The organism is Gracilibacillus orientalis (assembly GCF_900114645.1).
In the GTDB taxonomy this organism is placed as follows: Bacteria; Bacillota; Bacilli; order Bacillales; family Amphibacillaceae; genus Gracilibacillus; species Gracilibacillus orientalis.
On sequence record NZ_FOTR01000021.1, the window covers coordinates 1 to 26,773 of the forward strand.

General features: G+C 32.5%; 26 protein-coding genes and 3 pseudogenes. 21 read left to right on the forward strand and 8 right to left on the reverse strand.

The window, feature by feature from the left end:
• The 8 genes and pseudogenes from BM121_RS20965 to BM121_RS22510 form a co-directional block, all read left to right on the forward strand.
• On the forward strand, positions 1-563 hold a 563-nt coding region (locus BM121_RS20965; protein ID WP_217649333.1), incomplete at its 5' end, for a GNAT family N-acetyltransferase.
• Between the two features lie 129 nt (positions 564-692).
• Positions 693-1,154 (forward strand): GNAT family N-acetyltransferase, encoded by a 462-nt coding sequence (locus BM121_RS20970; RefSeq protein ID WP_091486555.1) that lies wholly within the window; start codon positions 693-695, stop codon positions 1,152-1,154.
• A 369-nt stretch (positions 1,155-1,523) separates the two neighbouring features.
• Positions 1,524-1,847 (forward strand): hypothetical protein, encoded by a 324-nt coding sequence (locus BM121_RS20975; protein ID WP_245780874.1) that lies wholly within the window; start codon positions 1,524-1,526, stop codon positions 1,845-1,847.
• A 196-nt stretch (positions 1,848-2,043) separates the two neighbouring features.
• Positions 2,044-2,532: pseudogene (locus BM121_RS20980) on the forward strand (NUDIX hydrolase).
• Positions 2,533-2,621: 89 nt separating this feature from the next.
• Entirely contained in the window at positions 2,622-3,017 is a 396-nt protein-coding gene (locus tag BM121_RS20985) for an NUDIX hydrolase (protein WP_091486557.1), read from the forward strand.
• A 275-nt stretch (positions 3,018-3,292) separates the two neighbouring features.
• Entirely contained in the window at positions 3,293-4,081 is a 789-nt protein-coding gene (locus tag BM121_RS20990; RefSeq protein WP_217649334.1) for a class I SAM-dependent methyltransferase, read from the forward strand.
• Between the two features lie 281 nt (positions 4,082-4,362).
• Entirely contained in the window at positions 4,363-4,887 is a 525-nt protein-coding gene (locus BM121_RS20995; RefSeq protein ID WP_245780876.1) for an HAD family hydrolase, read from the forward strand.
• A 299-nt stretch (positions 4,888-5,186) separates the two neighbouring features.
• Positions 5,187-5,524: pseudogene (locus BM121_RS22510) on the forward strand (nuclear transport factor 2 family protein).
• A gap of 351 nt (positions 5,525-5,875) precedes the next feature.
• Here BM121_RS22510 and BM121_RS21005 read toward each other — a convergent pair.
• Complete coding sequence (locus tag BM121_RS21005) at positions 5,876-6,388, reverse strand: DinB family protein (protein WP_091486560.1); 513 nt, start codon at positions 6,386-6,388, stop codon at positions 5,876-5,878.
• 406 nt (positions 6,389-6,794) lie between these two features.
• Here BM121_RS21005 and BM121_RS21010 point away from each other — a divergent pair, with 406 nt between their 5' ends.
• The 5 genes and pseudogenes from BM121_RS21010 to BM121_RS21030 form a co-directional block, all read left to right on the forward strand.
• On the forward strand, positions 6,795-7,349 hold the full coding sequence (locus BM121_RS21010) for a recombinase family protein (RefSeq protein WP_091486562.1): 555 nt from the start codon (positions 6,795-6,797) through the stop codon (positions 7,347-7,349).
• Between the two features lie 340 nt (positions 7,350-7,689).
• Positions 7,690-8,862: a hypothetical protein gene (locus BM121_RS21015; protein ID WP_091486564.1), complete on the forward strand. Its 1,173-nt coding sequence runs from the start codon at positions 7,690-7,692 to the stop codon at positions 8,860-8,862.
• Positions 8,859-9,287 carry a hypothetical protein gene (locus tag BM121_RS21020; protein WP_091486567.1) on the forward strand — a complete coding sequence of 143 codons (429 nt, stop codon included), beginning with the start codon at positions 8,859-8,861 and terminating at the stop codon, positions 9,285-9,287. Before BM121_RS21015 ends, BM121_RS21020 begins: the two co-directional genes overlap by 4 nt.
• Positions 9,280-11,031: a V-type ATP synthase subunit I domain-containing protein gene (locus BM121_RS21025; RefSeq protein WP_091486570.1), complete on the forward strand. Its 1,752-nt coding sequence runs from the start codon at positions 9,280-9,282 to the stop codon at positions 11,029-11,031. The genes BM121_RS21020 and BM121_RS21025 overlap by 8 nt, the downstream gene beginning before the upstream one ends.
• A gap of 228 nt (positions 11,032-11,259) precedes the next feature.
• Positions 11,260-11,403, forward strand: a pseudogene (locus tag BM121_RS21030) (HesB/IscA family protein); the annotation flags it as partial.
• Positions 11,404-11,613: 210 nt separating this feature from the next.
• Here the strand turns inward: BM121_RS21030 and BM121_RS21035 are convergent.
• Together BM121_RS21035 and BM121_RS21040 are read right to left on the reverse strand one after the other, a co-directional pair.
• Positions 11,614-12,276 (reverse strand): hypothetical protein, encoded by a 663-nt coding sequence (locus BM121_RS21035; protein WP_091486572.1) that lies wholly within the window; start codon positions 12,274-12,276, stop codon positions 11,614-11,616.
• 410 nt (positions 12,277-12,686) lie between these two features.
• Positions 12,687-13,940, reverse strand: a complete 1,254-nt coding sequence (locus BM121_RS21040) for a sensor histidine kinase (RefSeq protein ID WP_091486575.1) — start codon at positions 13,938-13,940, stop codon at positions 12,687-12,689.
• A gap of 543 nt (positions 13,941-14,483) precedes the next feature.
• On the opposite strand from BM121_RS21040, the gene BM121_RS21045 reads away from it, so the two are divergent.
• Entirely contained in the window at positions 14,484-16,451 is a 1,968-nt protein-coding gene (locus BM121_RS21045) for an ABC1 kinase family protein (RefSeq protein WP_091486577.1), read from the forward strand.
• Between the two features lie 202 nt (positions 16,452-16,653).
• Here the strand turns inward: BM121_RS21045 and BM121_RS21050 are convergent, their stop codons facing one another.
• Positions 16,654-17,637, reverse strand: a complete 984-nt coding sequence (locus tag BM121_RS21050) for an NAD(P)/FAD-dependent oxidoreductase (protein WP_091486580.1) — start codon at positions 17,635-17,637, stop codon at positions 16,654-16,656.
• A 284-nt stretch (positions 17,638-17,921) separates the two neighbouring features.
• On the opposite strand from BM121_RS21050, the gene BM121_RS21055 reads away from it, so the two are divergent.
• The 3 genes from BM121_RS21055 (at position 17,922) to BM121_RS21065 (ending at position 20,559) form a co-directional block, all read left to right on the forward strand.
• The gene (locus BM121_RS21055) at positions 17,922-19,142 is read left to right on the forward strand and encodes an NAD(P)/FAD-dependent oxidoreductase (RefSeq protein WP_175495520.1); all 1,221 of its coding nucleotides are present in this window, start codon (positions 17,922-17,924) and stop codon (positions 19,140-19,142) included.
• 355 nt (positions 19,143-19,497) lie between these two features.
• Complete coding sequence (locus tag BM121_RS21060) at positions 19,498-19,809, forward strand: YuiB family protein (RefSeq protein ID WP_091486584.1); 312 nt, start codon at positions 19,498-19,500, stop codon at positions 19,807-19,809.
• A gap of 66 nt (positions 19,810-19,875) precedes the next feature.
• A complete protein-coding gene (locus BM121_RS21065) occupies positions 19,876-20,559 on the forward strand; it encodes a 3D domain-containing protein (RefSeq protein WP_091486587.1) in 684 nt (227 codons plus the stop codon).
• Positions 20,560-20,705: 146 nt separating this feature from the next.
• On the opposite strand, the gene BM121_RS21070 is transcribed toward BM121_RS21065, so the two are convergent.
• Both BM121_RS21070 and deoD read right to left on the reverse strand, forming a co-directional pair.
• Positions 20,706-21,179, reverse strand: a complete 474-nt coding sequence (locus BM121_RS21070) for a divergent PAP2 family protein (protein ID WP_091486589.1) — start codon at positions 21,177-21,179, stop codon at positions 20,706-20,708.
• Positions 21,180-21,395: 216 nt separating this feature from the next.
• Complete coding sequence (gene deoD / locus BM121_RS21075) at positions 21,396-22,103, reverse strand: purine-nucleoside phosphorylase (protein ID WP_091486592.1); 708 nt, start codon at positions 22,101-22,103, stop codon at positions 21,396-21,398.
• 239 nt (positions 22,104-22,342) lie between these two features.
• Between deoD and BM121_RS21080 the strand changes: the two genes are divergently transcribed.
• The 3 genes from BM121_RS21080 to BM121_RS21085 all read left to right on the forward strand — a co-directional run bounded on the left by BM121_RS21080 (position 22,343) and on the right by BM121_RS21085 (position 23,503).
• Entirely contained in the window at positions 22,343-22,606 is a 264-nt protein-coding gene (locus BM121_RS21080) for a phosphocarrier protein HPr (protein ID WP_058306856.1), read from the forward strand.
• A gap of 91 nt (positions 22,607-22,697) precedes the next feature.
• Positions 22,698-22,865, forward strand: coding sequence for a hypothetical protein (locus tag BM121_RS22225; protein ID WP_175495521.1), 168 nt, complete (start codon positions 22,698-22,700; stop codon positions 22,863-22,865).
• Between the two features lie 59 nt (positions 22,866-22,924).
• Entirely contained in the window at positions 22,925-23,503 is a 579-nt protein-coding gene (locus BM121_RS21085) for a superoxide dismutase family protein (protein ID WP_091486594.1), read from the forward strand.
• Positions 23,504-23,567: 64 nt separating this feature from the next.
• On the opposite strand, the gene BM121_RS21090 is transcribed toward BM121_RS21085, so the two are convergent.
• Positions 23,568-24,734, reverse strand: a complete 1,167-nt coding sequence (locus tag BM121_RS21090) for a MalY/PatB family protein (protein ID WP_091486597.1) — start codon at positions 24,732-24,734, stop codon at positions 23,568-23,570.
• A gap of 82 nt (positions 24,735-24,816) precedes the next feature.
• Positions 24,817-25,641, reverse strand: coding sequence for an alpha/beta fold hydrolase (locus BM121_RS21095; RefSeq protein WP_091486599.1), 825 nt, complete (start codon positions 25,639-25,641; stop codon positions 24,817-24,819).
• A gap of 585 nt (positions 25,642-26,226) precedes the next feature.
• Between BM121_RS21095 and yugI the strand changes: the two genes are divergently transcribed.
• Complete coding sequence (gene yugI / locus BM121_RS21100) at positions 26,227-26,577, forward strand: S1 domain-containing post-transcriptional regulator GSP13 (RefSeq protein WP_091486602.1); 351 nt, start codon at positions 26,227-26,229, stop codon at positions 26,575-26,577.
• Positions 26,578-26,773 lie beyond the last annotated feature (196 nt).

The window sequence follows — 26,773 nt, forward strand, 5'->3', positions numbered from 1 at the left end:
AACGATTCAAACAGATTTATTTAAATGAAGGACATCTAGTGGATGCAATTTTTAGAAACAATGACTATTCAACAAGTGCAATATTTGATGGATTGGATGTTTCACGTATCCTTGAAATAGTGTCACATCCGAGAGATATGATTGTTTCTTTAAAGGATTATTCATTCCCAAATATACCGACATCCAATATGACTTTTAGAAAAGCAGAGCAAATTGATGCTACATCGTTAAAAAAATTTGTAGAAAAGGAATTTGGAAATGGATGGTTAGACTCTATTGAAAACGGATTTTCAAAAGAAAATATTCCTCTTTTTATTGCTTTAGATGATGAGGAAATTATTGGTTTTGCTTGCTTTGATGTTGTGCGAAATAAAAAAGGGTTATTTGGTCCGATGGGAACAACTTATTCAAAACGGGTACAAGGTATAGGGTATACTTTGCTTCATTTGTGTTTAAGTGAAATGAATGAAATAGGTTATGAATATGCTGTTATTGGAGAAGCAGGACCAATTGAATTTTATGAAAAAGCTTGCAATGCGGTGGTAATTCCAAAACCTTTGTAAAATCATACAATATTTGTGAAATGGTACACTTAAATTAACGGGTGCGATTCTTCAATAAGGATAATGCTTATTGTGTTAACTGGTGGTTTAACAGTAGAAGAAATAAATGGTTAAGGAGAGGAAATAAGAGTGAATTTAAGACTTGCCGAAACAAAAGACATTAAGCAATTAATAAGAATGAGATGGGATTTTACTATTGAATATGATGAAAGTAAGAGGATTCAATCATTTGCTGATTTTGAAAAGGAATGTCAATCTTTTTTAGAGAATGCAATTGAAAGTGATCAATGGTTTATTTGGATTGCTGAGGAAAATGGAAAAGTTGTATCACACATATACATAGAATTAATACAAAAAGTACCACGACCTGGTAAAGTAACATATCCATTTGCTTATATGACTAATGTATATACAGTTCCAGAATACCGAAATATGGGCGTCGGAAGTAAAATACTTAAAACAATAAATAAATGGATTAAAGAAAACCATTATGAATTTGTTATTGTATGGCCGAGTGATGAGTCTATTAATTATTATAAGAAAAATGGTTACGTACATTGTACAGAACCTATGGAATATTTCCCTTCTTGAACCAGATCAGCTAATAGATGCTCAGTGCTTATTGCGCTAACGGGTAGCGATTGTTTAATAAAGCAGTCGCTTTCTTGTACTAACGAAGCAGTATAGTTGAAGAAGGAATTTTAATATAAATATAGAACTATTATAATTAGAAAAAAGTGTGCAACAGTAAAAAGATTTTTTAAAGGAGTGAAATCATATTAACTACGTTTATCATATGGTTCCGAAAAACATGATAGGTAATGAGCTTTATCCATTAAATCAAATGAAATTTATTAAAAAAATTTATATTTAGAATATGTAAAAAAGTATAATGACCATCCATCAAGAGTAAAGCTACTTGAAAGAAAGATACCTAAGCTTAATTGTTTATGGAATGATGTGATTCATTTTTTACCATTGCACCCAACATTAGTTTACAGAGCTTTAAATGAAGTTAAAGGTAACATTAACCAAGATACAAAGTTCTATAAGATACCTATTACTAATCTAATAAATAATAAGAATGCAATCTATATATACGGAAAAGATGATTATCTTGGTCCAGATGCTGAGATGAATGAACAAACTATTCAATTACTAGATATGAATAATTATGAGGAACTATCTGAGATACCATTAGATACTATTTCATATTTTAAGGAAAAGCATAAAAAAGGAGAAAGATTTGGAATATTTCAATTTATACCTCACGTTTTTAGTTGAGGTAAAGTAAATATTTCAAATGCTGAGATAATCCGTTGGGATGAAAAGGTTAACTAACTAGTAAGTCATTAATCCAAATATAGCCTTTAACAAACGTGGCGTTAATTCAGGAAGGATTAACGCTATTTTTGTAGAATTTATTATATTAAAGAAGCAGGTTACTTGAAGTAGCTAAAAGAAGGAATGGGGGAAGTTAATAATGTCTGATAAAAAATATCATAGAGCTTTTGGAGTATATGGTATTTGTGTAGAAGATGGCAAACTTTTAGTGATAAATAAAAGTGGAGGCCCATAGATTAATCGTTATGACCTTCCTGGAGGAAGTTTAGAAGAAGGAGAAGCTTTGTTCCAAGCAATGAAAAGAGAATTTCTTGAAGAAACGGGGCTTGAAATCGAAATTGAAGAAAATATTGGAGTCATCGATTTCAAGCTTCCTTGGTTGTGGAGAGAGTTTACAGATGTACATCATATAGCAGTTTATTATTCTATTAAAGCAATTGGTGGAGAGCTAAATGTTTCAGAACAATTTGATGGACAAGATTCACTGGGGGCATTATGGGTCTCGGAGAAAGATGTATCCTTGGAAAATGCTTCTCCATTGGTTCTTGAAGCTTTTGAATGGGTAAGAACAAATAATTTAGGTATTGATGCTAAGACATACGAAGATTGGATAGTCTTAAAATAAATTGTTGTTATTGTGCTACGAAGCAGTTTTGTTGAATAATAATTTAAAAATAAAAGTATATTTTATCGGAAAAACTTAGGAGGTGCGTTTTGAGAAAGAGAGGGTCAGCTATTCTTTTAGAAAATAACAAAGTTGTTTTGATTAAAAGAAACAGAGATGGTCAGATTTATTATGTATTTCCTGGGGGCGGAATTGAAAAAGGTGAGACTCCTGATCTGGCAGCTAAAAGAGAAGCGTTTGAAGAGTTAGGTGTGAATATTAATGTTAATGAGTGCTTTGGAAAAGTTGAATATAACGGTACACAATATTTCTTCTTAGCTGATATTGTTGAAGGTGAAATAGGCACTGGTATGGGCGAAGAATTTACCGACACAAATAGAAATAGAGGCACTTATGAACCAATGTGGGTGGAAATAGACAAGTTATCTATAATAGATATAAGACCAAAAGAAGTTGCTGAAAAAATACAATTCTTATTAAGCTAACGGATGCAAAACTTTAACAAGAGGGTCCAATCCAAGGCGATTTTTTCTTTTGATCCAACTATCAAAAAATTACGATATTTTAAGAAGGTTGTATGGGGATTTATGTTAAATCGCTCATATATGTGTGATCATTAACTCTTCAACTAACTAAGCATTTAAACTGGAAGAAGAACATTTTCAAATATAATCTTTTTATTGAACAAAAGAAATTATCATTTAAGTACATAGAATTTTTAATGGCTACAACATTTTTAGATATGAAAGGGGAACGTAAATTGAGTCAATGGAAGGAACTTATACAGGATTCGAAATCTAGATGGGAACAGAATGCTGAATATTGGGATGATTATATGGGTGAAGAAAGTAATCGGTTTCACCGAGAATTGATAAGACCATATACTGAAAAATTATTAAGTATTAAGGAGGGACAAACTATACTAGATATTGCTTGTGGTAATGGGAATTTTTCAAGAAGACTGGCAGAGTTAGGAGCAAATGTTGTTGCTTTTGATTATAGTTCTAAGATGGTCGAACGAGCAATAAAACGGTCTAAGGACTACCTAAATCAAATTGAATATAAAGTTATTGATGCTACTAATAATTATGATTTGCTTGAACTTGGAAATGAAAAATATGATAATGCAGTATCTAATATGGGGTTAATGGATATTGCTGATATAACCCCATTAATAAATTCACTACATAAGATATTAAAACCAAATGGCACATTTGTTTACTCTATTACACATCCTTGCTTTCAAACTCCTGGTGTCAGGAAAATAAATGAATCAGAGGATGATAACGGAAATTTGATTTTTAAAAACAGCATTCAAATATCAAAGTACCTAACCTCTGAATCATATAAAGCTATTGGTATAAAAGGTCAAACAATTCCACATTTTATGTTCCATAGGTCATTGTCGTATTATATGAACTTATTTTTTGAATCAGGTTTTGTACTTGATGGTGTAGAAGAACCTAGTTTCAAAAAAGAAAAAGATGACAATAAATTTGATTGGTATGAGATTCCTCCTGTTATCATTTTTCGTTTTAGAAAGTTATAAGGGTATTATTAAAGTCACCATAAGATATTTTTTTATGATATGTGAAGAAATGTACTTAAAGTAACGGGGGCATTAATTCAAGAAGGATTAACGCTATTTTTGTAGAACTTATTATATTAATGAAGCAGTTTAGTTGACAGAAGGAGTTACATAAAAAAGGTGATTTAGGTTGAAAAGTCGAAATTATTATTACCAAGATAAAGGCGGGAGGGAACACTATCTCTATTAAAGCTATATTTTTAGATTTTTATGGAACTGTTGTAAATGAAGATGAAGAAGTTATAACCAATATATGTGAACAGATAAAGGAAAACTCTCAAACAGATGCAACATTATCAGAAATTGGGGGAGTTTGGTGGAAAGAACTTTCAGCTCTATTTATTGAAAGTCATGGTGCAAATTTCACACATCAAAGGACCTTAGAAGAAATTTCATTAAAAAGTACACTTGCGTATTTTCAATCAAACTTAGATGAAACAAAACTGGTAGAGCTGATGTTTAATCATTGGATGAATCCAGCTATATTTCAAGATTCAGTCGAATTTTTAAACCAGAGTACAATTCCCGTTTACATACTCTCTAATATTGACCGTGCAGATATTTTGGAAGCTATTAAACTACATCAGTTATCGGTTAAGGATATAATTACAAGTGAGGACGTGAAATCATATAAGCCTCGTCCAGAGATGTTTGAACACGCTTTAAAGATTAGTGGGTTGGCTTCAAATGAGGTCATTCACGTTGGTGACTCACTATCCAGCGACATTGCTGGTGCAAATAAAATGGGATTAAAAGTGCATGGATAAATAGAAATAATATAGAAATAAAGAGCAACATTAAACCAGATTATGAAATCAAAAATTTAAATGAGCTATTAAAAATTCAAGACCTAGTTAATAATTAAGCGCCATATTATGTATTGCAAACAGGAGCTAACAAAAAAACTTCTGTTTTTTACTAAAGGGTACCCTGAACAAAGAGTTGTCGATACGGCAGGACCTATTTTGCTAAAGAAGCAGGTTTCTACAAGAAGGGTATATGATTTTTATCGAGAAATTTTTTGAAATGTTATAAATATTAGTCTCAGAAAGTAGGTGTTGAAAAATTGTCAATTGATAAAGCGACTCTTAAAGAACTTCTGAAAGAATTGGAGAAAAGTCATTTGAAACCAGATAACCGAGTATCTAGTGATTTTTTTGAGAAGTTGTTAGCAGATGATTTCTTTGAATTCGGATGTTCTGAGGGTTTTCCTATGTTGGAGTTCGAGAAATGTCCCTTTATGACTTTGATATTCATCCCCTATCTTCTGATTGCGTTTTAGCTACATACCGTGTTAAAGATAAAACACGCAAACAAGATCCATTACGAAGTACAATTTGGAAATTTATAGATGGTAGGTGGCAAATGTTCTTTCATCAGGGGACGATAATTAAACCTTCTTAAATTTGGTTTATATTTTATATTGTCCTTTTTTGAGGAAGTATTAGCTTATTGTGTTAACGGGTAGCTTTAGAATAAAGTTTGATCAAAAGTACCTCGCAAAGCCACATTTTTGGGCAAATAAAAAGAATCCGTTTTGAAAAAAGATTGATCAAAACGGATTCTTTTCTTGTAAACGGGTGTGAAATTTTTATAAAAAAATTTGATCATTTTCTACCTGTGTTGCTCAACAATCGCGCCCTATTATGGAATAACTGAGTAGCTTCTATTAGCTGGTTTTGAGAAATAAGAAAAGCATATTTCTATTTCTGTATATTTAACATAAGTAAGGATTATCGGCAGTTAGGAAAAAAGCTATTTTTTCGTATTCGTTGCATACAAATAAACAACATAATCAGTCATAACCCCAGGATACCCTAACTGTCGCAACATAGCTGTTATGTTCCCACGATGATACGTTCCATGGTTGACAACATGCTGTACCAATTCGAAAAGATTGGTTTCCAACCGACCAAAATGAGGATGTTCTGGAAAAATTGCTTGATTAAGATTCCCTTGGTGATCGAAAAATTCCTCAAATTGCTCAGATAAGTTAAAAAACATCGTTTCCATCTCTTCAACACTTTTTCCTTTTGTTTTCTCTCGCAGTTGTGCTCTCATTTCTGCTTTATCAAAACTGTTGCCTGACATGACATTCAACCATATAGTATCGGCAATGTAAATATGCACAAATACCTCTGAAATGGAAGAGAAAACACTTTGAATCTCCTTGCGATAAATGTCCTGTGGCAGTTCTTTTAAGTGCTCAAAAACTCTTTGATTTGCCCATACATGATAGTTATATAGATTTTCTACATGATTAACCATACAATCGCCTCCTTATCATCACATTTTTTAATATTCTTTATCAGAATGAATTATTCCTTTAAATATTATTACTTATCTGATGAGATCTTCAACTAAATGGCCCGTTTGTTGAATTGTCACAATCCAACTATCAATATAATTGTATCAAACTTTTTTATAAATTATCGGACTTTATTTAAATGATCAATCTTTATTATAAATTATCAAACTTTATTTCAAAGCCACATTAGTTGAATAAGGAAAAGATAAAAGTCGATCTAATATGTCGACTTTTTTGGTTTCGTAAAAAGGTACAGTGTCATAACTCTTAAGTATTGACACAGTTTTTATGATGTACTATTATCAGTATACAGGAAGGTGTCACAACTTAGTGTCATAAATATATACTGATCGGAGTTGCTATATTATGAAATATGGGTATGCAAGGGTTAGTACAGTACACCAAGATTTAGAGTCGCAATTACAACAATTGAATGGTGAAGGGTGCGATAAGATTTATTCAGAAAAGTTTACTGGTACTAAATCAGATAGATCACAATTCAATGAGTTGTTACAGATATTACAAGAAGGAGACACTTTAGTAATAACTAAGTTGGATCGTTTTGCTAGGTCTGCTGACAATGCTATCAGAACAATTAAAGAGTTATTTAAGAATGGTGTAAGAGTTCATATACTTAATATGGGTATAGTTGAAGATACACCAACAGGAAGACTAATATTCAACATACTTAGTTCCTTTGCTGAATTTGAAAGGGATATGATTGTTGAACGTACACAAGAAGGTAAGGCAATAGCTAAGCAGTGTGAAGACTTTAGAGAAGGCAGACCAAATAAGTATAGTAAGAAACAAATTGATCATGCTTTAGGCTTGCTTAGAACTAATTCATATAAAGAAGTAGAAGAAAGAACAGGAATAAGTAAGAGTACATTAATAAGAGCAAAAAGAAAATTAAATGACTAAATTATAGACAACCGTGCAGAAATCGGTTGTCTTTTTAACAATAAAAATTTCCAGGAAATTAATTCCCCACTAAAAAAGAGTGTTTAATTAACTTGCTAGAATTTTAAACAAATATCTAAAGTTTTCCAGCTTGGGTTACAATAACGAACAAAATAATATATAATCTTACATAAATGAGTAAATATACTTAAATTTTATGACGTAGGCATATTATATAAAAATAAGGTAATGCACAATAGACTATTAGATGACCAAAATAATACATTTAATAGATAATCTATCTTAAAGTGCATTCTTGTTTTATATTAGTATTCTTAAATTTTTGTAAGGAGGCGATATTTTGGCGGATCAAGATTTAACAGATAATGGTAGTGGGATCAGAAGTTTAAGTGGCTTTGCCTATCAAATTCGTGTTTTTGTGTATTATATGTCTAAGATGAGTGAAAATGGACAAATAGAATTTGAGACAATAGAGGATGTTGCTGTAAGAGATAAAAAAATAGACGCCGATTCTTTGGATAAAAAATCTGATTCATTTAGAAATTTAGTTGAAGATAAAGATAGAAATGGGTATTATTTTGCTATTCAAGTAAAACGAACAAAAATAGATAATACAAGTAAACTGAAAATATTATATAATTGGCTTTTACTTGAATCCTCCACAACAAAAATTAGTAAGTACATTTTGTTCACAGAAGATAAATATGGTAATACTGGTAAGTTATTCGATATTTCGTGTGAAAAACTGTTTGAATTTGTCATGAAATCTAACAGTAAATCAAATGCTTTAATTAGTAAGGTAAAATTACAATATAAGAATAATTATGGAAAATTTAAGAAAGCTTATGATAAATTAAGTACCGATTATGAGTTCATTTCGGATGGAAAACTTGATGATAGAATATTAGATGGATTTGCATTTCATTTTACAAGAAGTGGTGTAAGTCACTTAATATACAGTTTGAGAGTTAAGGAACTTATTCAATATATTAACGGTGAAATCATCTCTGCTGTTTATAATGGAGATTCGTATAAATGCACCTTTGAGGATATGATGAAGAAGGTTGAGGAAATAAGTGGAAGGGTAAAGGACAGTCATTATGATCCAGATTATATTGCTTTTAGAAAGAGTAGACAAATAAATTTAACTGATCAAGCCATACTACAATCACGTGAATACTTGCAATTGGCAAAATGTAAACTTTCTCAACAAAGAATTGAAGAGCATCTAATTTATCAACAATATTATGAAAGTATAAAAGATAGATTCCTAGAAGATAACAAATTAAATTTTGTTGATAATATTGAGCGAACTACCTATGATAACTTTTGTAGTGTAAAAGAAGATTTGGAAGAAGAGAATAAAGATACACCATTAAAAAGATTAAACGAAACCAAGAAAATGAATAATAATTATACTCAATTAGACCAAACAAGATTCGGTTCATGTATAAGCCTAACAAAAAAAAATGTAGAAGAAGATATTAAAATTTCTTGGGAGGATGAGAAGTGAAAAAAAATCATTATGAATTGGAAATTATATTACTTAGTACTTATTGTGATATAGTTTTAGACATTTTAGAAGAACACAAGAATCTAAGTGTTATAAAGTTAATTACATTTTCCTATTTATTAAAAAAGAAAAAGTTCATGAAGTCAAATATATATAATGCATCAAATAAAAATGATTTGGTGCTTAAATGCTTATCACAGTTAACTGGGTTATTTGACGATTACTGCGAGAATATAAAATATATAATTAGTGCTATTCACTTATTAATTGAAAACAGAAAAATATTAGAGCATTCAGGAGAAGTGATGATTTCAGAGGAAAATCATATTGTAGCGGAACAGAAATCATTTATTAACCTCGCTATAAAAGAAAGTAAGAATTATTCTGACATACAATTTTTGAAAGAGGTGGTAAGAAATGTATAAAATCAAAAAAATAAGTATGGTAGATAATGGGGAAGTTATATATGATTATAAATTTGATTATGGAATAAATTATTTTAAAGGAAAGAATAGCTCTGGTAAAACAGAGTTTTATAATTTTATTGATTTTATGTTTGGAGATTCCCAAAACATTAAAAATAAGGTATGGTATAGGGATTCGCTAAATTATGCCATAATAGAATTTGAGTATAATAAAATAACATACTTATTTAAACGAACACTTGAGAAAGATATAAATTATTTTAAGTATAAAGGTGAAGAGTGGGGAGAGCCAATTAGTTTAGCCGAATATAAAGATAAATTGCATTCCATTTTTACCATTGATCACACAACTTTAAATCGAATTAGAGATTTTACAGAAGAAAATTTAACATACAGAACTTTTACAATATTTAACTTTTTGGGTGAAAAATCATTTGGAAATATTACTGACTTTTTTACGAAGAGTAAAAATATAAAATATTCTACAAAATTACCAGCATTATTAAATTATGTTTTTAATAATAATTTGGAAAAGATATTTGAACTTAAAAAAAATTTACACGAACTCCAACAAGATGTAAACTTACTTAAACGTTCAATACAACGATTTGATTTTGTGAAAAATAATATTAATGTTAATTTGAAAAAGCTTAATATACCAATGATTTATAATGGTAAAAATAATAAAGAAATTTTCAATGAAATATATAAAGTTAAATCTTTGGAGGAATCAAAAAAAAGCTATAAGAAACCAAAAACAATTTCTGAACTCGAATCAATACATAATAATCTAAACGAACAAATTAAAATATATGAAAATACTATTGAAGATAACAAAAACTTCGAAATTGAAAATCTAAATAGAAAGAAACTTGTAGATAACTTATCGTCACTCATATCAGATAAGAGTGAATATAAATATTTGGCTGAACCAATCATTACTATGGCAGACGATTTGGATAAAAGAATCTCATTTAATAAATATGTTATAACAAATCATTCAATAAATGATCTAAAGAAACAGAGAAAAGAAATTAAAGAAGAGATTTTTGCAAATGAATCTCGTTTTTCCTCCTTTAATATCTCAGAAAAATCTCGTTCTATTGCTTTAGTTGAAGAATATCTAAGTATTGATGTGTCTTATGATGCAATCGAACTTGAAACTAAGCAAAAGCAGATCAAAAAGTTAAAAGAAGAAATTAAAATATTACAGAATAACGATGACAATGAGAAAATTAACCATTTATCTGATTTTATAACTGAATTATATAAATCTGCAATCAATGTTTCAGATATAGTTAGAAATGATGAAGATTTAGAGGGATTCTATATACAATATCATAAAAAAGGAAATATATTACAGCCGAAAATTGTGAGCTCTAAGTCAAATAAAATTGAAAATTATTATGTAGGTAGTATGGCGAGGCACACACTAATGCAATTTTGTGGCTATCTAGGTTTTTTGCGTATGTTGATTAAAGAAAATAAATATCCATTGGTACCTATATTAGTAATTGATCATATATCAAAACCATTTGATATTGATAATAGAAGAGCGATAGGAGAAATTTTAAAAAAGTTCTATCAATATATGGATGAAAAAGATTTGCAAATTTTTATCTTTGATGAAAAAGATTATAAAGACTTATTTGTCACCCCTAATCATAGTGAAAATCTTGTGGATGAAACTAAGACGGGCTTCAATCCTTTTTTTAATGAAGTGTCAAACACAAAAGATTCTTAGGTAAAGTAATGGGGGGAGGTATTAATAGCCGTTCTAGCAAAAAAACAAAGCTAAGTTTGGAAAGAATTAAATGAAAAACTCACATATATTGAAATCGAATAATATCATTTAATTGTAAATATAATGAAATTAGGGTAGTATTAAAATAACAACATTTACAATCATATAGGTAAGTGATTAACAACCTTGATTGTAATTCATAATCATGAGCGGTGCTGCGAAACGCTGATCATCGAAGGAACAACCGTCGATTTCAAACAAAACATGATGGGTGGGGGATTCACGATTGATAATCCGAATGCCGTTGTATCATGTGGCTGTGGCTCTTCCTTTAAAGCGAAGGAAAGAGAAGGAACACCTGGAAATTGCTAATTTTAAATAGCATTAATTGAGTGTTATACCACTTGTAAATTAAACATAAACAATCCTAAATCAAGAAAATAAGGGTTGATAATGACGCCTCTCTTAGTGAATGGTTATTAAAATTCACTGAGAGAGGTTTTTTTGTCCTTAAAAAAGCGTCAAAAACGTGTTGCTAATGTAAAGAGTTATTTTAAATGACTTTCACGTGTCTTAGCCACATTATTTATTGGCTTTTTCTTTTTCCTCCTTATTTTTCCCGGGCATCATAAAAGATAGTGGTTTCCAACTGTTTTCTATTTTTTCTACAATATGATAAGTTCGCTCATATAAAATCGAACGAAGATTATCTAGCTTTCTTACTGTTTTTTCCATCAATGCTTCTTGATTTTCAAAACTGTCTAGAACTTTATCATGTTTTTCATCTTGTTTAGACATTTGCTCTGCCATTTGTTGATGTAACATATACATTTCATTCATCTGAGAAGTGAGCTGCTCCGAAAATGACTGATAGTCTGAAAGCTGACTTATGATTTCTTGATTTGACTGGCTAACTTGATTTAATTTGTTTTCTATATATTCCTGCTTTATATCATTTTCATCTTCCATTAAACGTTTAAGTTCCTGATTTTTATCATCTAGCATTTGTAACCACTTCCTTATTTCTTGTTCAAATTTCTCATATTTTGCAGTTTTTCCATATAAATGTTCTAATCTACTACTCAGTTCATTCCATTTTCTCACTCCTGTATATTCATTTTGCTGATGCCTTTTTTTAATGTCTTTCACTTCTTTAGTTAAGGATTCATTGAAATTTTTCTGCGCTTGAATTATTTCAGCAAAATAATCCGTTTTAAAATAACTTTGATTTGGGATATCCTTCAATTCCTCCTTTATGTTGGAATACACCTGGATGTTCGGATTTATTAATAAATACTCCCATAAATTTCATCACCTTTAGCATTTTTTATCATTGTATGCTTCTACCTTAGAAATAGATAATTAACCTAGATGGTAAAGGAAGCTAGAAAAGAATTCTTTGATTGCATAGCTGAGTTTACACAAATCATAATTTATAGAGCGATGGCTTAAACAAACGTATTAGATGCATTATATTATAAGTAAGAAACTCGGTTTATCTGATTGTTGAAAACTTATGCTTTTTTATTAGTGAAATTTGGGATTTACAAAAGTATTTAGGTACACCTTATGATAGTCCTCAGTTGTCCGTCTATGATTTTTGAAGAAATGAAATGAAGGAACCGTCATGAGAAATCTTTGCGATCCGGTTTTTCCTATTGCGAAGAGTTTTTGGTAATATTAAAGGCAATCACAGTACCCACTTTTATTCTACTTTTAATTTGTATTCCTGTTCCAAAGCCTTCGATTAGTCTTCTATCTGTATTTTTGAGCCCTATCCCTGTATCCATGCGTTTAATAGAGCGAATGATGTCATTGCTCATTCCAACTCCATCATCTTTAATGATGACTCGTAAATAATCATATTTCTTAATAGTTTTAATTTCAATTGTTCCACCAGAAGCCTGTTGCATAATCCCATGTTTTATTGCATTTTCAACAATTGGTTGAATGGTCAGCGTTGGTAGATAAAATCCTTCTACATCTTCTACATTCCAATGAACTTTTAATTTGTCGCCAAACCTTATTTTCTCTATATACAGATAGGATTCTACGACGGAAATTTCCTCTTCAACAAGTGTCCATTTATTAAAGGAGTTTGAGTCAAATTTACTCCGTAGAAATTCGCTAAATTCTTCTACCAATCGACGCATTTTTTTAATGTCTACAATGCTTAGTGCACTGATGGAGTTTAAAGTATTAAAAATAAAATGCGGTTGTATTTGTGCTTGTAACCATTTTGCTTCCATTGCGGATTTTAATTCCTGTCTCATTTGATAGGATAAAGCAAGTCCTAACCCTAAAGGCCATCCAATGAAAAAAGGGATAATAAATAGAACTAAAAAAATTTGGAATGAATGTTGTGTCGGTCCAATTAGCTGACCTTCGATTTGACCGCTAAATGCTAAATACCATCTATAAGAAAAAACTGGGATGATCAAAGCAGCTGAAACAGCTACATATAAATGCACCCAAAATTGAACTTTATTTGTTTTATAAAGCATAGCCACTATCGAAATCACAGCAACCAATACGACCATAAAATCATGGTAAAGATATCTCGCAGTAGGATTTGTTTGGTTTATAAACGACATGATAACGGATAACAGAATGAAGGCTATTATTAGTTTTTGTCTTTTTCTATCATTACCAAAATCGCGAAATCTAAGGATTCCTTCCATTAATAGAATTGCACCGATCAATGTACAGCAATTATTTAAGAACGTGATCAAACTTCCATCAAAAAAATATATACTAATAAAGCTCACAATCCAACTAACAGAGGACCAAGTCCAGAAAGCAGGCCCCTTTACCATAGGGTTAATTCTCCATAAAACAATCATTAATATTAATCCCATAAAATTAATGATACCAACAACTAGTAGAAGTGTTACTAGATCAAGTGCCATATAAGCCTCCAATTATCCTGATGAATTCTTTGTTTATCGTTCTTTCATTATATAAATAAAAACTTCTGATTTCCATTTATAAAATGAATCCTATAGAGTAGACACTTTACAAAAAGTCTACCTATAGGGTACTTTGGTTATAATTTAAAAAATAGTAAAGAGGGAAAGAAAAATGAGTAAGAAATTGTTTACCGAAAAGGAAATAAAAATATTATCAAAAAATCCTAATGTGAAATCTGTTAGTGATAAAGGAATCACTTACACTGATGAATTCAAGAGAATATTATAAAGGATGACAAAACAGAGTCCCATCGTTCACGCCATCTTTTGCCTGAAGATTCTATACGCTTTTTTCCGATCATATCTATATCGAATCCATGTTCCTTGAAAATTTGTCTTGGAAATTTTTCTTCCTATAACCCTAACATAGTAACAATGTGATGAGGCCTGTGTCGTTTTGTTTTAAGTGGAAAACTCCCCGTTTACAAAACACACTTTATAACTTAGACTATAATCAACCAAAGTGGCTAGGTGGAATGAGATATGTTCTTTTTAAGTGTATTAATTGTGTGTTTCATAATATTCATATTGCTTGCTTCTTTATTTAACTCGAATCATAAAGTAATCGTATCGTTAGTCGGTGCACTAGTTGTTAGTGTACTGGTTCAAGTTCTAGAGCAATTTTACTTGAGCAGTATCATTATCGCTGCTTTCATTTTTTATTTTATTATAGCGAATATCAAGGTATTTAAAAATGAACAGCTTAAACTAATGGTTGCTGTGCTATTTAGTACGTCCACCGTGACGCTCGTGCTAACTTTTACATACTTCAATCAAATTTCTAATATATCTGATCGTGATGAGATCTTGAGAGTTATGTTTATCTATTACCCGCTGTCCATTATATTTATCGCTTGCTATACATATATGCTTCTTTGTCTCTTCAATTTTAAAGTATTACAAACACCTAACCCACTCCTATATATCGTTAATAAAATTCGTGGTTTCATGCGTATGGTTCAACTCTTGTGGATTGCTTCACGAAAAGGTTTAAATCATTTGATTCAACAAGATCATGCGAAACTGCCAAATGTAATTGCTGAAATTCTTGATGACATGGGTGGAATTTTTGTTAAGTTTGCGCAAGTGTTATCGACAAAAAAAGATATTTTACCTAGTAATTACATCGATGCGTTTTCCAGTTTACATGACCAAGTACAACCTCTCAGAACAAATGAACTTAAAACAATCATTGATAACAAAATTGGTAACATTGATGATATCTATAAATCATTTGATATGCGACCGATCGCAGCAGCTTCTATTGGACAAGTTCATCTAGCGACACTTAAGTTGACTGGAGAGAAAGTGGTAGTTAAGATTTTAAGACCTAATGTCAAACAGAAGATGACAGTAGATTTAGATTTATTAATTCAATTTGTGTCATGGCTATCAGAACGCTCGTCTAAAATTAAAAGACTCGGTTTAATAGAACTTGCAAAAGGATTTAAAAAGAATCTTGTGGAAGAAACTGACTTTGATATCGAAGCACTTAATACAAACTTGTTAAAAAAGGCATTTAAGGAACACGATATTAATATAAGAGTGCCTAAAATCTATTCTGAGTATTCGAATAAGCATGTATTAACGATGGAATATATGGAAGGAGATAGTTTTACAAAAGAAGTGACTGCCGACGTTTCAGAAATGATCATGCACGCATTTTTAGAGCAAATACTGATGATTGGTATCTTTCATGCTGATCCACATCCTGGGAACATCATGTTAACAAAAGGTGGAGAAATTGCGCTAATTGATTTCGGCTCAGTTGGTTATTTAACTGATGATGAACGAGATGGTATGTTAAGTTTCCTAGTTGGTTATAGCAATAATGATACGAAAGAGATGGTGCATGGTTTGAGGAAGGTTTGTGAAGGAGGAGGTTTACTCGATGAAGTTATGGTAGAACGACGTCTCAATAGACTTTTATCAGAAGCATCTTTTTCACATGATCCAACTAGTGTGATGATGAAACGACTGATGTCGATGATAACCGAGATGGGACTATCATTAAAACCAACTGTTGCTGGTGCTTTTAGAGCAATCGTTACTTTAGATGGGACATTGTCATCTGTAGATGAAGAATACTCATTAACAACAGCGAGTGAATCATATGCAAGCCATATTGATAAAGGACAGTTAGCCGAAAAGCGTATAAGTAAAATCCAGGGACAACTAGAGGACTACATCCCGAAATTATTAGAGTTACCTATTCTTAAAGATGATAAGATTACGATAGTTCATGAGAAGGATCATCAGTTAAATGATTTAATAGGAATTTTAACAGTCAGTATATTTACTGTGATATGTATGGTTGTCATGCTTACAAGTTTTTTTGTACAAGGTGAGTTAATACGATTTTTACTTGCTCCCTTATCCATGTCAGGCTTTGGCGTTGGTATGATAATACTTATCATGTCAGTGATTAAGCATCTGAAACCAAAAATATAAGTGTGATGATAATCTTACCTAGTTGTGACTAAACTCATTGAAGTACATAATTAAAGCACCTACCAAATAAGTAGGTGCTTTTTCGTGATACTATAAATGATACACTTTTAATCAAAATATTGTATTATTATACTCCGCATGTAAATGCAAGGATGCTATTGTGTAAGTGTTTTGTTGTATTTTAAAAAACATATTTTTACTACTAAAACATACTAGTTGAATGTTTTGGTTGAATTCTCGCTTTTGGATCCATATATGCTTTAGCATTGTTAACTGCAGTTGGTCCTTCTCCAAATCCGGCAGCAATCAAATTAACTTTACCCGGATATGTACAAATATCACCTGAAGCATAGATACCAGGGACATTTGTTTCCATTTTTGAATTTACTACAATGCTATTCTTGTCAATTTCTAACCCCCAATTTTTAATGGGACCTAAAGATGAAATAAACCCATAATTCACTAGGACATGGTCTACATCTAATACGACTTCCTTGTCGCCTTTCACTTCTTTTAATCGGACTTGATCAATTTGGTCTTGTCCAATCAGACTTTCAGGTACATACGGTGTTAAAATATTCACATTAGAATTCATTAAGTTCTCAACACTAGCCTCATGTGCCCGGAAATTATCTCTGCGGTGGACTAATGTTACTTCTTTTGCAATTGGTTCTAACATTAAAGCCCAATCAACGGCAGAATCACCACCACCGAATAACACGACACGTTGATCACGAAATTTATCCATATTATCCACGAAATAGTGAAGATTTTTATCTTCAAACTGTTCTGCATTATTTATCGCTAATTTTCTGGGTTGAAAAGCACCATTTCCACCAGTAATAATGATTACTTTAGAGTAATGTTCTTCTGTTGGTGTTGTAATTCTGAGTGTTTCATCATCTAAACGCTCTACACGTTCAACGGATTGATCTAAGACTATTTCGGGTTTAAATAAATCCGTTTGCTCTTTCAAGTTATCGACGAGTTCTTGTGCACGAACCTTTGGAAAGCCAGCAATATCATAAATATATTTTTCTGGATATAATGCGCTGAGCTGTCCCCCGATTTGAGGTAAACTCTCGATGATTTTTACAGAAGATTGTCTTAAGCCACCATAAAACGCTGTAAACAATCCAACAGGCCCCGCCCCTATTATAGTTATATCATAAACTTCCTGTGACATATTAGATTCCCCCTAATACTTACATCAATGCCTTATATTTTAACATAACAGCATCAATTATGTCATTTTTACAAGCCTGTAATTGAATATTTGTAAATTTCACCAAGTATAGAAAGAGAGTTTAAAAAAATTCACAAAAATAAAATCAAGGGTTGAAAAATGTCGTAAAAAGGTCTAACATAAACTAGGGACTAATTATTTAGACTTATGTATCATGACGTGATTGTACGTGAAATATATCACGAATTGTTACACAAAAAAATACTTAAATGGATGTGAGAAAGATGCATAAACCAAAAATTGTTGTTTTGGGAGCGGGCTATGGTGGGCTTACGACAGTAGCCAAGCTACAAAAAAAATTAGGTGTCAATGATGCACACATTACACTTGTAAACAAAAATGATTATCACTATGAATCAACTTGGTTACACGAAGCAGCAGCGGGTACATTACATCATGACCGTAGCCGTGTCAGAATATCTGACCTTATTAATTCAGCGAAGGTTAATTTTGTGCAAGATACGGTAACAGCGATTAAACCTGATGAGAAAAAAGTTGAATTACAAGATAGTGACGTTCTTGAATATGACCATCTAGTAGTTGCTTTAGGTTTTGAAGCTGCAACATTTGGAATTCCTGGTTTATTAGAGAATGCACTTACGATTGGAAGTATTAATAAAGCGCGTCAGATTCGTGAACACATTGATTATCAATTTGCTGTGTATAATAATGAAGCTGAAGCTAAGCAAGAACGATTAAATATTGTTGTTGGCGGTGGTGGCTTCACAGGCATTGAATTTGTCGGTGAACTAGCAAACCGTATTCCGGAACTGTGTGAAGAGTATGATGTTGATCGCAGTAAAGTACGTGTTATCGTAGTTGAGGCAATGAATTCGATCATGCCAGGATTTGATCCAGAGTTAATTGAATATGCAATGAACTCACTAGAAGCACGTGGAGTGGAATTCAAACTTGGTGCATTCTTAAAAGAAGTACGTGCTGACGGAATTACTGTAGAACAAAATGGTGAAAAAGAAGATATTCCAACCATGACTACAGTATGGGCTGCAGGTGTACGTGCTAACCACTTAGTAGAAGAATCTACGTTAGAAGATAATCGTGGTAAAGTGGAAGTAACACCAGAATTACGTGCATCATCACATGAAGATGTGTTTGTAGTTGGTGATTGTGCATTAGTTTGGAATAAAGAAATTGATCGTCCATATCCACCAACTGCACAAATTGCCATGCAAGAAGCAGAGATTTGTGCCCATAATTTAATCGCACTTATAAAAGGTGGCGAATTAGAGCATTTCGAATTTATCAATCGAGGAACGGTATGTTCACTTGGTGATAAAGATGCAATGGGATCTATCTTTGGAGGTAAGAAAATCTTTGGATGGACTGCTTCTTTCATGAAGAAAGTCATCGATAACCGCGCACTACTCAAAATCGGTGGAGTAGGATTAGTATTGAAAAAAGGGAAATTTAACATCTTTTCATAATCATTAGTAAAAGCAGAGGATTAATCTTTAATCCTCTGCTTTTTAAATCCTAATCCTATATAGCAATAGATACAAACTGCGAAATATTGAAAATTCATTTTGATTAAGATATTCTTCCATTCTTCCTTGAAGGAAGTGGTGATATAACAATCTCTACAAGAAAAAATGGAAGGAAACAAATCCTTTATAGAGTTACTGCGCAGTTTATGTGTACTGGGGTGGTTGTTGTTGCAATAAAGTTTGCGAATGTGATTTATTTTTATTACAAAAAAATGAACTTTATTGCACAAGTTTCCTTTGCAGTATAGAATAAGGAGAGTTATTGATTTTGATATGATCGAAGAGGAGTATTTGAATGATTCAACTTTTTATCTCTGTTCTTTTATTTTTTGTATTATTTTTTGGAATTAGCTTTATTCTTAACATGATCTTACGTCAAACATGGTTAATGGCATTTGTTTTTCCGATTATTGTTATGTTTATTGTCGATACTTTTCCTTTTACCACGTACTTCACTGACCCAGGTTATGCATTCTTGACACTGTGGAATGAATTAATCGCATTAAGTGTACAAGATACGATTATTTTATCATCTGGATTTATCGGCACTATAGTTTCTGGAATCGTAATTAAGTTTCTTAGAAAAAATGGCTATCAAATGTTCTAATACGAAGTAAATGTATATTTCCTGTTGTTAGTGGAAAAGATTACACCTAGAGAGGTGTGATCTTTTATGTTTATATGGAAAATTTCAAAAACTCTATTAATGATTACTCTGTTGTTGGGGGCACTTTTGTCTAGTTTTACCATGGTATCTAATGTATCAGCACAAGAAGTGTTTAATAGCTTAGCAGATGAAACAGATGATTCACTTGATATAGGTAATCAGCCAGATCGGGAAATTCTATCCAAAAAGAAGTTTGTCAAGCATCGTGATAGTCGTGTCACATACATTTCAAGTGAAGAAATAACAGCGCCATCCACTTTGGAAGAAACGTTAGATTTAAGTCAATATGAGGAACATAATGTCGTAGCTACAGGTTATACAGCAGGTGTGGAATCTACTGGCAAAACACCAGATCATCCTGCTTATGGTGTGACATATTCAGGGGTGAAAGTTACCAGAGATTTGTATTCCACCATTGCCGCAGATTTAAATGTTTATCCTATTGGTACGATATTATATATTCCTGATTATGGGTATGGTATTGTAGCTGATAAGGGTGGTGCAATTAAAGGAAATAAGATTGACTTATACTATCCGACGGTGAATGATGTCTATGAAAAATGGGGAAAAAAAGAAGTAGATGTATATGTGATTGAATATGGAACTGGACAATTAACAGAAGACGTAGTGGCCTCTTTAAATAATACAGAATCATTACAAGTATTCAGACATCAATACAAAGCAGAATAAAAATTGAAGGGTGAGCTAATTAGCTCACCCTTTTGTTTATATATCTTTTTTTGGGAATTTGGTTCTTTATCGAAAAGAGTATAATAAGAACAGTCATTGGAACTGTTTTTTGATTGTTATACGAGCTATTTAGCATAAAGCGATTTTTAAAATAGCGGATATAGTAATACAGCTAAAAGGACTCCAGTTAATCCACCGAAGAAGACTTCAATCGGCTGATGTCCAAGAAGTTCTTTTAATTCTTTTTGTTTCTCATATTCCCCTTTTTTAGACCAGCCTTTTGCTTCGGAGACAAAACGATGAAAATCTTTTACTAGCATGTTTAACAAAATCGCTTGTTCTCCTGCTTGTCTGCGAATGCCAGTTGCATCAAACATAATAATAATGGCTAGCACACAAGATACAGCAAATAGACCTGATGATACGCCGTGTTCCATTCCAATTCCAGTGGTAACAGCTGTAACAGCAGCAGAATGACTACTCGGCATCCCGCCTGTACTAAATGTTAAGCCAGGTCTGAATTCTTTTGTAGCGATAAAATGTAAGGGAACTTTAATGGTTTGGGCAAAAGTAATCGCAATTAAAGCTGCCCAAAGTGGAAAATTCTCGAAAAGCTCCAAGTAGAACATCCTCTCTGTTTCTTAGGTGGATAACTTGGTATCCCATGATGCCATGATAAATGAGTAGTATACGACTTTTATATGTATCTACCGTCCATTTTCTTTACCATTATAGCATAGCATTTACGTCTTTAGTATTGATTAACCATCAATTAACATGCTTTTAATAATAAAAAGATGAGAACGAACATATGATCTCATCTCATCTTTTTGTTCTTATTTTATTGCCGCATCCAGTGATACTTCAATCATGTCGTTAAATGTCGTTTGACGTTCCTCTGCAGTAGTTTCTTCGCCGGTAATAATATGATCGGAAACAGTCAGAACGGATAATGCATTACGGTTGAATTTAGCTGCCAATGTATATAATGCAGTAGACTCCATTTCAATTGCTAACACATTATATTGGTCAAGCAATTCTAACAATTCTTTCATATTATCACGGTAAAAACTATCACTAGTGAATACGTTTCCGACTCTTAGAGAAAGTCCTTTTTCTACACCTGTATCATATGCTTGTTTCAGTAATTCAAAATTAGCTGTTGGTGCGTAATCAATACCACCAAATACCATTCTGTTCATTTGTGAATCTGTTGAAGATGTGCTAGCAAGTATGACATCTCTTACCTTCACGTCTTTTTGAATTGCCCCGCATGTTCCGACGCGTATTAAATTCTGCACATCATAGCTTTGAATTAACTCGTTCACATAGATTGAAATAGATGGTACGCCCATTCCTGTACCTTGAACAGAGATGTCTTTTCCTTTATATGTACCAGTATAGCCAAACATTCCGCGAACTTCATTATAGCAAGTCACATTTTCTAAGAAATTTTCTGCTATATATTTAGCGCGTAATGGATCTCCTGGCAGTAAGACGGTATCTGCAATATCACCTTTTTTTGCTCCTATATGTACACTCATGTATAAGCCCTCCTTTTAGGCAAGATGGTATAATTAGAAAATATCATAATGAAAATCGAAATACAAATGGAACCCATTCGAGATAAAATGGTATCCTTTTCATGGATTGCGGAATTTTTTCTTTTTTTAGTTTCTTAATTAGCTTTTATCGTATATAATAGGTTTAGTTAGTCATTTCACAAGTTTAGGCAATAAGTTGACTCATGAAAGATGACCGAGTGATGAGGAGGGTTATGGTTATGAAAGAACAATCTTTTACTATTCAAAGTGACACGGGTATTCACGCACGGCCAGCTACTTTATTAGTAAATAAAGCTGGGCAATATGAATCACATGTGGAATTACATTATAATGGTAAGACAGTAAATTTAAAATCCATCATGGGTGTTATGTCACTAGGTGTTCCAAAAGGAGCAGAAATTCGTATCACAGTTGATGGTAACGATGAAGATCAAGCTCTAGAAGGAATCGCAGAAACTATTGAAGAACATTTAGGAAAATAAAGTAAAAAAAGCTAGTTGTTAATAACTAGCTTTTTTTATGTTATAATAAGACCCTATTATTAATTATTTGTAAAAAGGGAAGTGATGCAAGATGATGGAATTTCTTTATTTCCCAGAAGATAAAACATTATATATACCAGCTGTAATTAGTTTGCTGATATTTGTAATAGGTGCTTTTGTTGCCATGCATTTTATTAAGAAAGCATCCAAAAAAGAAGAAGAGAAATGGAATCAAAAATACGACAATTTAAAAGATTGATTAAGTTTACTTCTCCTTGTCCATAATAGTTAATGGATAATTGTAGAGGAGTAGATGATATGAAAAGGTATGTACTTTTTTTCTGTTTAGCCATACTTATGGTCCTTACTAGCTGTCAGGCAGAGGAGCGCTCTCCATTAGAAGTCCGTTTGTATAATATAGATCAAGATGCTGTGGGAACTGCTACATTCAAGGAACAGAAAGATAAGGTAACAGTTCAAATTAAGGTGGAAGCTCTGGAGCCAGGAATGCATGGCGTACATATTCACGAATATGCTAAATGTGAAGGACCGGATTTTCAATCTGCCGGCAATCACTTTAATCCAGAAGGAAATGAGCATGGTCTCATGCATCCGGATGGTTCTCACCTAGGCGATATGCCCAATTTAGAAATTGAGGCGGATGGAACGGCAGATGTAGAGCTTGAGCTTCCAGGTGCGACATTAACGGATGGGAATAAGTCATTATTAAGAGAAGATGGTACTTCGATCGTTATTCATGGAGGCCAGGATGATGGCGTTTCACAACCAGCAGGGGATGCAGGTGACCGTGTCGTATGTGGTGTTATATCATTAAAAGAAGCAACAGAGGATGAAAAACCAACTGATCCAACTGAATCTAATAAAGAGGAAGAGTAAGCATTAATTCGCTTACTCTTTTTGTTTTTTAGCAAGTATAAAATTTATTATCTGTGTGGGATACTTACTTTTTCAACGCATCTATAATACGGGTAGTGCCTTCTTTTACTATTTCTAAAGGACATGCAATATTCATCCGCATAAAACCGGAGCCTTCTTCGCCAAATGAGGCGCCATCATTTAATCCAACTTTGGCTTCTTTTTGTAAAAACTCTTTAAGTTCATCTTGTGAAAGCTCAAGTTCACGGAAATCAAGCCATATTAAATAGGTACCTTCCGGACGGAATACGTTAACTTTTGGATGATTAGCAAATGCGTTATCAACATAATCGATATTTGTTTGTAATTGGCCAATTAAATGTTCGAGCCATTCTCGACCACTATTATAGGCAGCATCCAATGCAGTAATTCCCATTGTATTTAAAATGTGCATTCCTTGTTTATGGAAGGTCTTTTCCAATGCGTCTCTTTTTTGTTTATCTGGTACGATAGCATAGGAAACTTGTAGTCCTGCCAAATTAAATGTTTTTGTTGGTGACATGCAAGTAATAATCTGATCTTCCATATCTTCGTCGATTTTAGCGATTGGTATATGTTTGTTTGGTTGATATACAAGATCAGCATGAATTTCATCCGCAAGAATCAAGACATGATATTTTTTGCAAAGTGCTACGATTTTCTCTAATTCTGCTTGGGTCCACACCCGGCCAACCGGATTATGCGGGTTACAGAGAATAAATGCCCGAACTCCTTGTTGTAATTTAGATTCAAAATCCTCAAAATCAATCTCATATTTGTTTTCTTTCACAATAAGTTGACTTTTCACTAGTTCCCGGTCATGACTTTTTACGATCTCATAAAAAGGAGGGTATACAGGTGTCTGAATCAATACTTTATCCCCTTTTTCTGTGAAGGTTTGGATAGCCATATGTAAAGTAGCGATCACACCTGGGCTGTACTGAATGGAAGCACTTTTCACTTTCCAATCATGTTTATATTCCAACCAGTCGGTAATCGTATCTTGAAGCGCATTATCGGTAAAGGTATAGCCAAATACACCGTGTTTAGCACGTTCTGTTAACGCATCTTTTACAGCAGGTGGTACTTCAAAGTCCATATCTGCTACCCACATTGGTAAGACATCTTCCGATCCGTAAAGCGCTTTGACTAGATCCCATTTAACGGCTCTCGTATTTCGTCGCTCAATTTGTTTATCAAAAGAAAAAGTCATATGTTTTTGCACCCCTTAATAACATTTCTTGTAAGTTCTATTCAATCATACCGCCCACTTGCAAAAAAGTCTAATACTCGATTTATGAAAGTGTGACATTGCCCTTGTTCCATTGATAAACAACTTTGGCAATTTGGTGCGGGGCTTCTTCCATGAGGAGATGGCCAGCTTGGTCTAGAGTTGTTAGTGTTGCTTTTGGCAGGTATTTAATAATTTCGTATCCGATTTCGTATGGGATAATTTCGTCGTTTTTCCCCCAGATAATATGAACTGGGATGTTAATGGTTGTAAGTGCTTTTTCAGACAAGTCGCCTTGGTGGTCATTTAATATTTTTATGATACATGGGTATATTTTTTTGTCTAAAAAAGGTTTTTTATAGTGTTCCAGCATTTCATCCGTGATGATGTTATCGTGATAAATGGAATGTCTGAGCATTTCATAAACACCCTTTCGCTTTAACAACTTTCTTGCAATAAAAGGAGATAGTGGATTATGACAGATTGCCTTAGCAAACATTGGTGAATGTCTCATAAAGCTACATGGTGCTATTAAATATAACAGATCGATATAATCAGGATATTTGTAGGCAAATCTCAAGGATATTTGACCACCCATTGAATGACCGAGAAAAATGGCTTTATCGATGGATTGATCGTCCATTATATATTTGGTGGCATCAGCCATGTGATCATAGGAAAATAAACAAGTGTTGGATTTTTCACTTTCACCGAATGGTGGGATATCGATGGAAACAATTTGGAAATTTTTTTGTAATAATGGAATTAACTTTCGAAAGCAGTATGTTGAAGCTAAAAAACCATGCAGCATGATAATAGTCGGCTTTAGTGAATTTTTATAAAAAGTGAAGCTGATAATGTGTCCTTTATATGTTATTGTCCTTTTCATATGATGTAACCTCACTTAGATATGGTAAGAAAAAACGGACAAAACCCGCGATTCTGCTCAATTCAAGCTTAGTAATGAGTGCTATGGATACGCTACGGCAGAATAGTTCGTTTGTAAGCATCTACTGATAATTTTCATTTCACGGTTTGCTTCCTTATTTAATTAAACAACTATACTAAGTAGCGGAAAAAATGCGAGACTCCTGGGTGAAAACGAGTATTTTTCTACAGTGACAATTTAGCACTTAACATAAATTCAGAATGAGAGGAAGCAAATCCGTGAAAATTACGTCGCAATTTATTTTATTGTGTGCAAAAAGTTATATTTTCATTAATATAAAAAAATAAGCAAAGCGACGAATCGCTTTGCTTCCAGGGGGAATACGAGAAAGTCTTACATAATTATAAATTGCCCGTTTATATAATCTTTAAACCTTTTTTTGATAAATTTTGATATTTTTTTTAAAAGCAGTATGAAAATTGGGAGAATTCAACTTTTTTTGCTATTCTTATCCTATGTATGCTAACATTATCTAATGTTTAAAGAGTAATTAATTGGTAGAAATTGTTTAGAGGAGTTGGAAGTATGTCATATAAATATCAAATAGGAGACGTGGTGGAAGGAGTAATCACAGGGGTTCAACCTTATGGGGCTTTCGTGTCACTCGGCGAGGATGTACAAGGTTTAGTTCATATATCTGAAGTTACAAATGGCTTTGTCAAAGATATTGCAGATCATGTCAAAGAGGGAGACAAAGTAGCCGTTAAAATAATTGAAGTTGATGAAAATGAAAACAAGTATGCATTATCAATTCGTGCATTACAGCCTGAAAGACAAGCAGATCGCAATACAAATCCAATTTCAGAAAAAGAAGGAGAACACGGATTTAACACACTCAAGGACAAGCTTAACGAATGGATTAAACAATCTGAGTAAACGAAATAAAACCAACAACCTGAGGTGTTGTTGGTTTTATTTATATGGAATTTCAATTCTCGCAAATCAACTAAGAAATTAATCTATGCTCTTTCTTATCTACCACTAAATCATATTGAAAAAATCCAATAATTCCCGATTGATTGCCTTTATAATAATCGACATTAAAGCAAAGCTTCTTTTCTTCTTCAGTCTG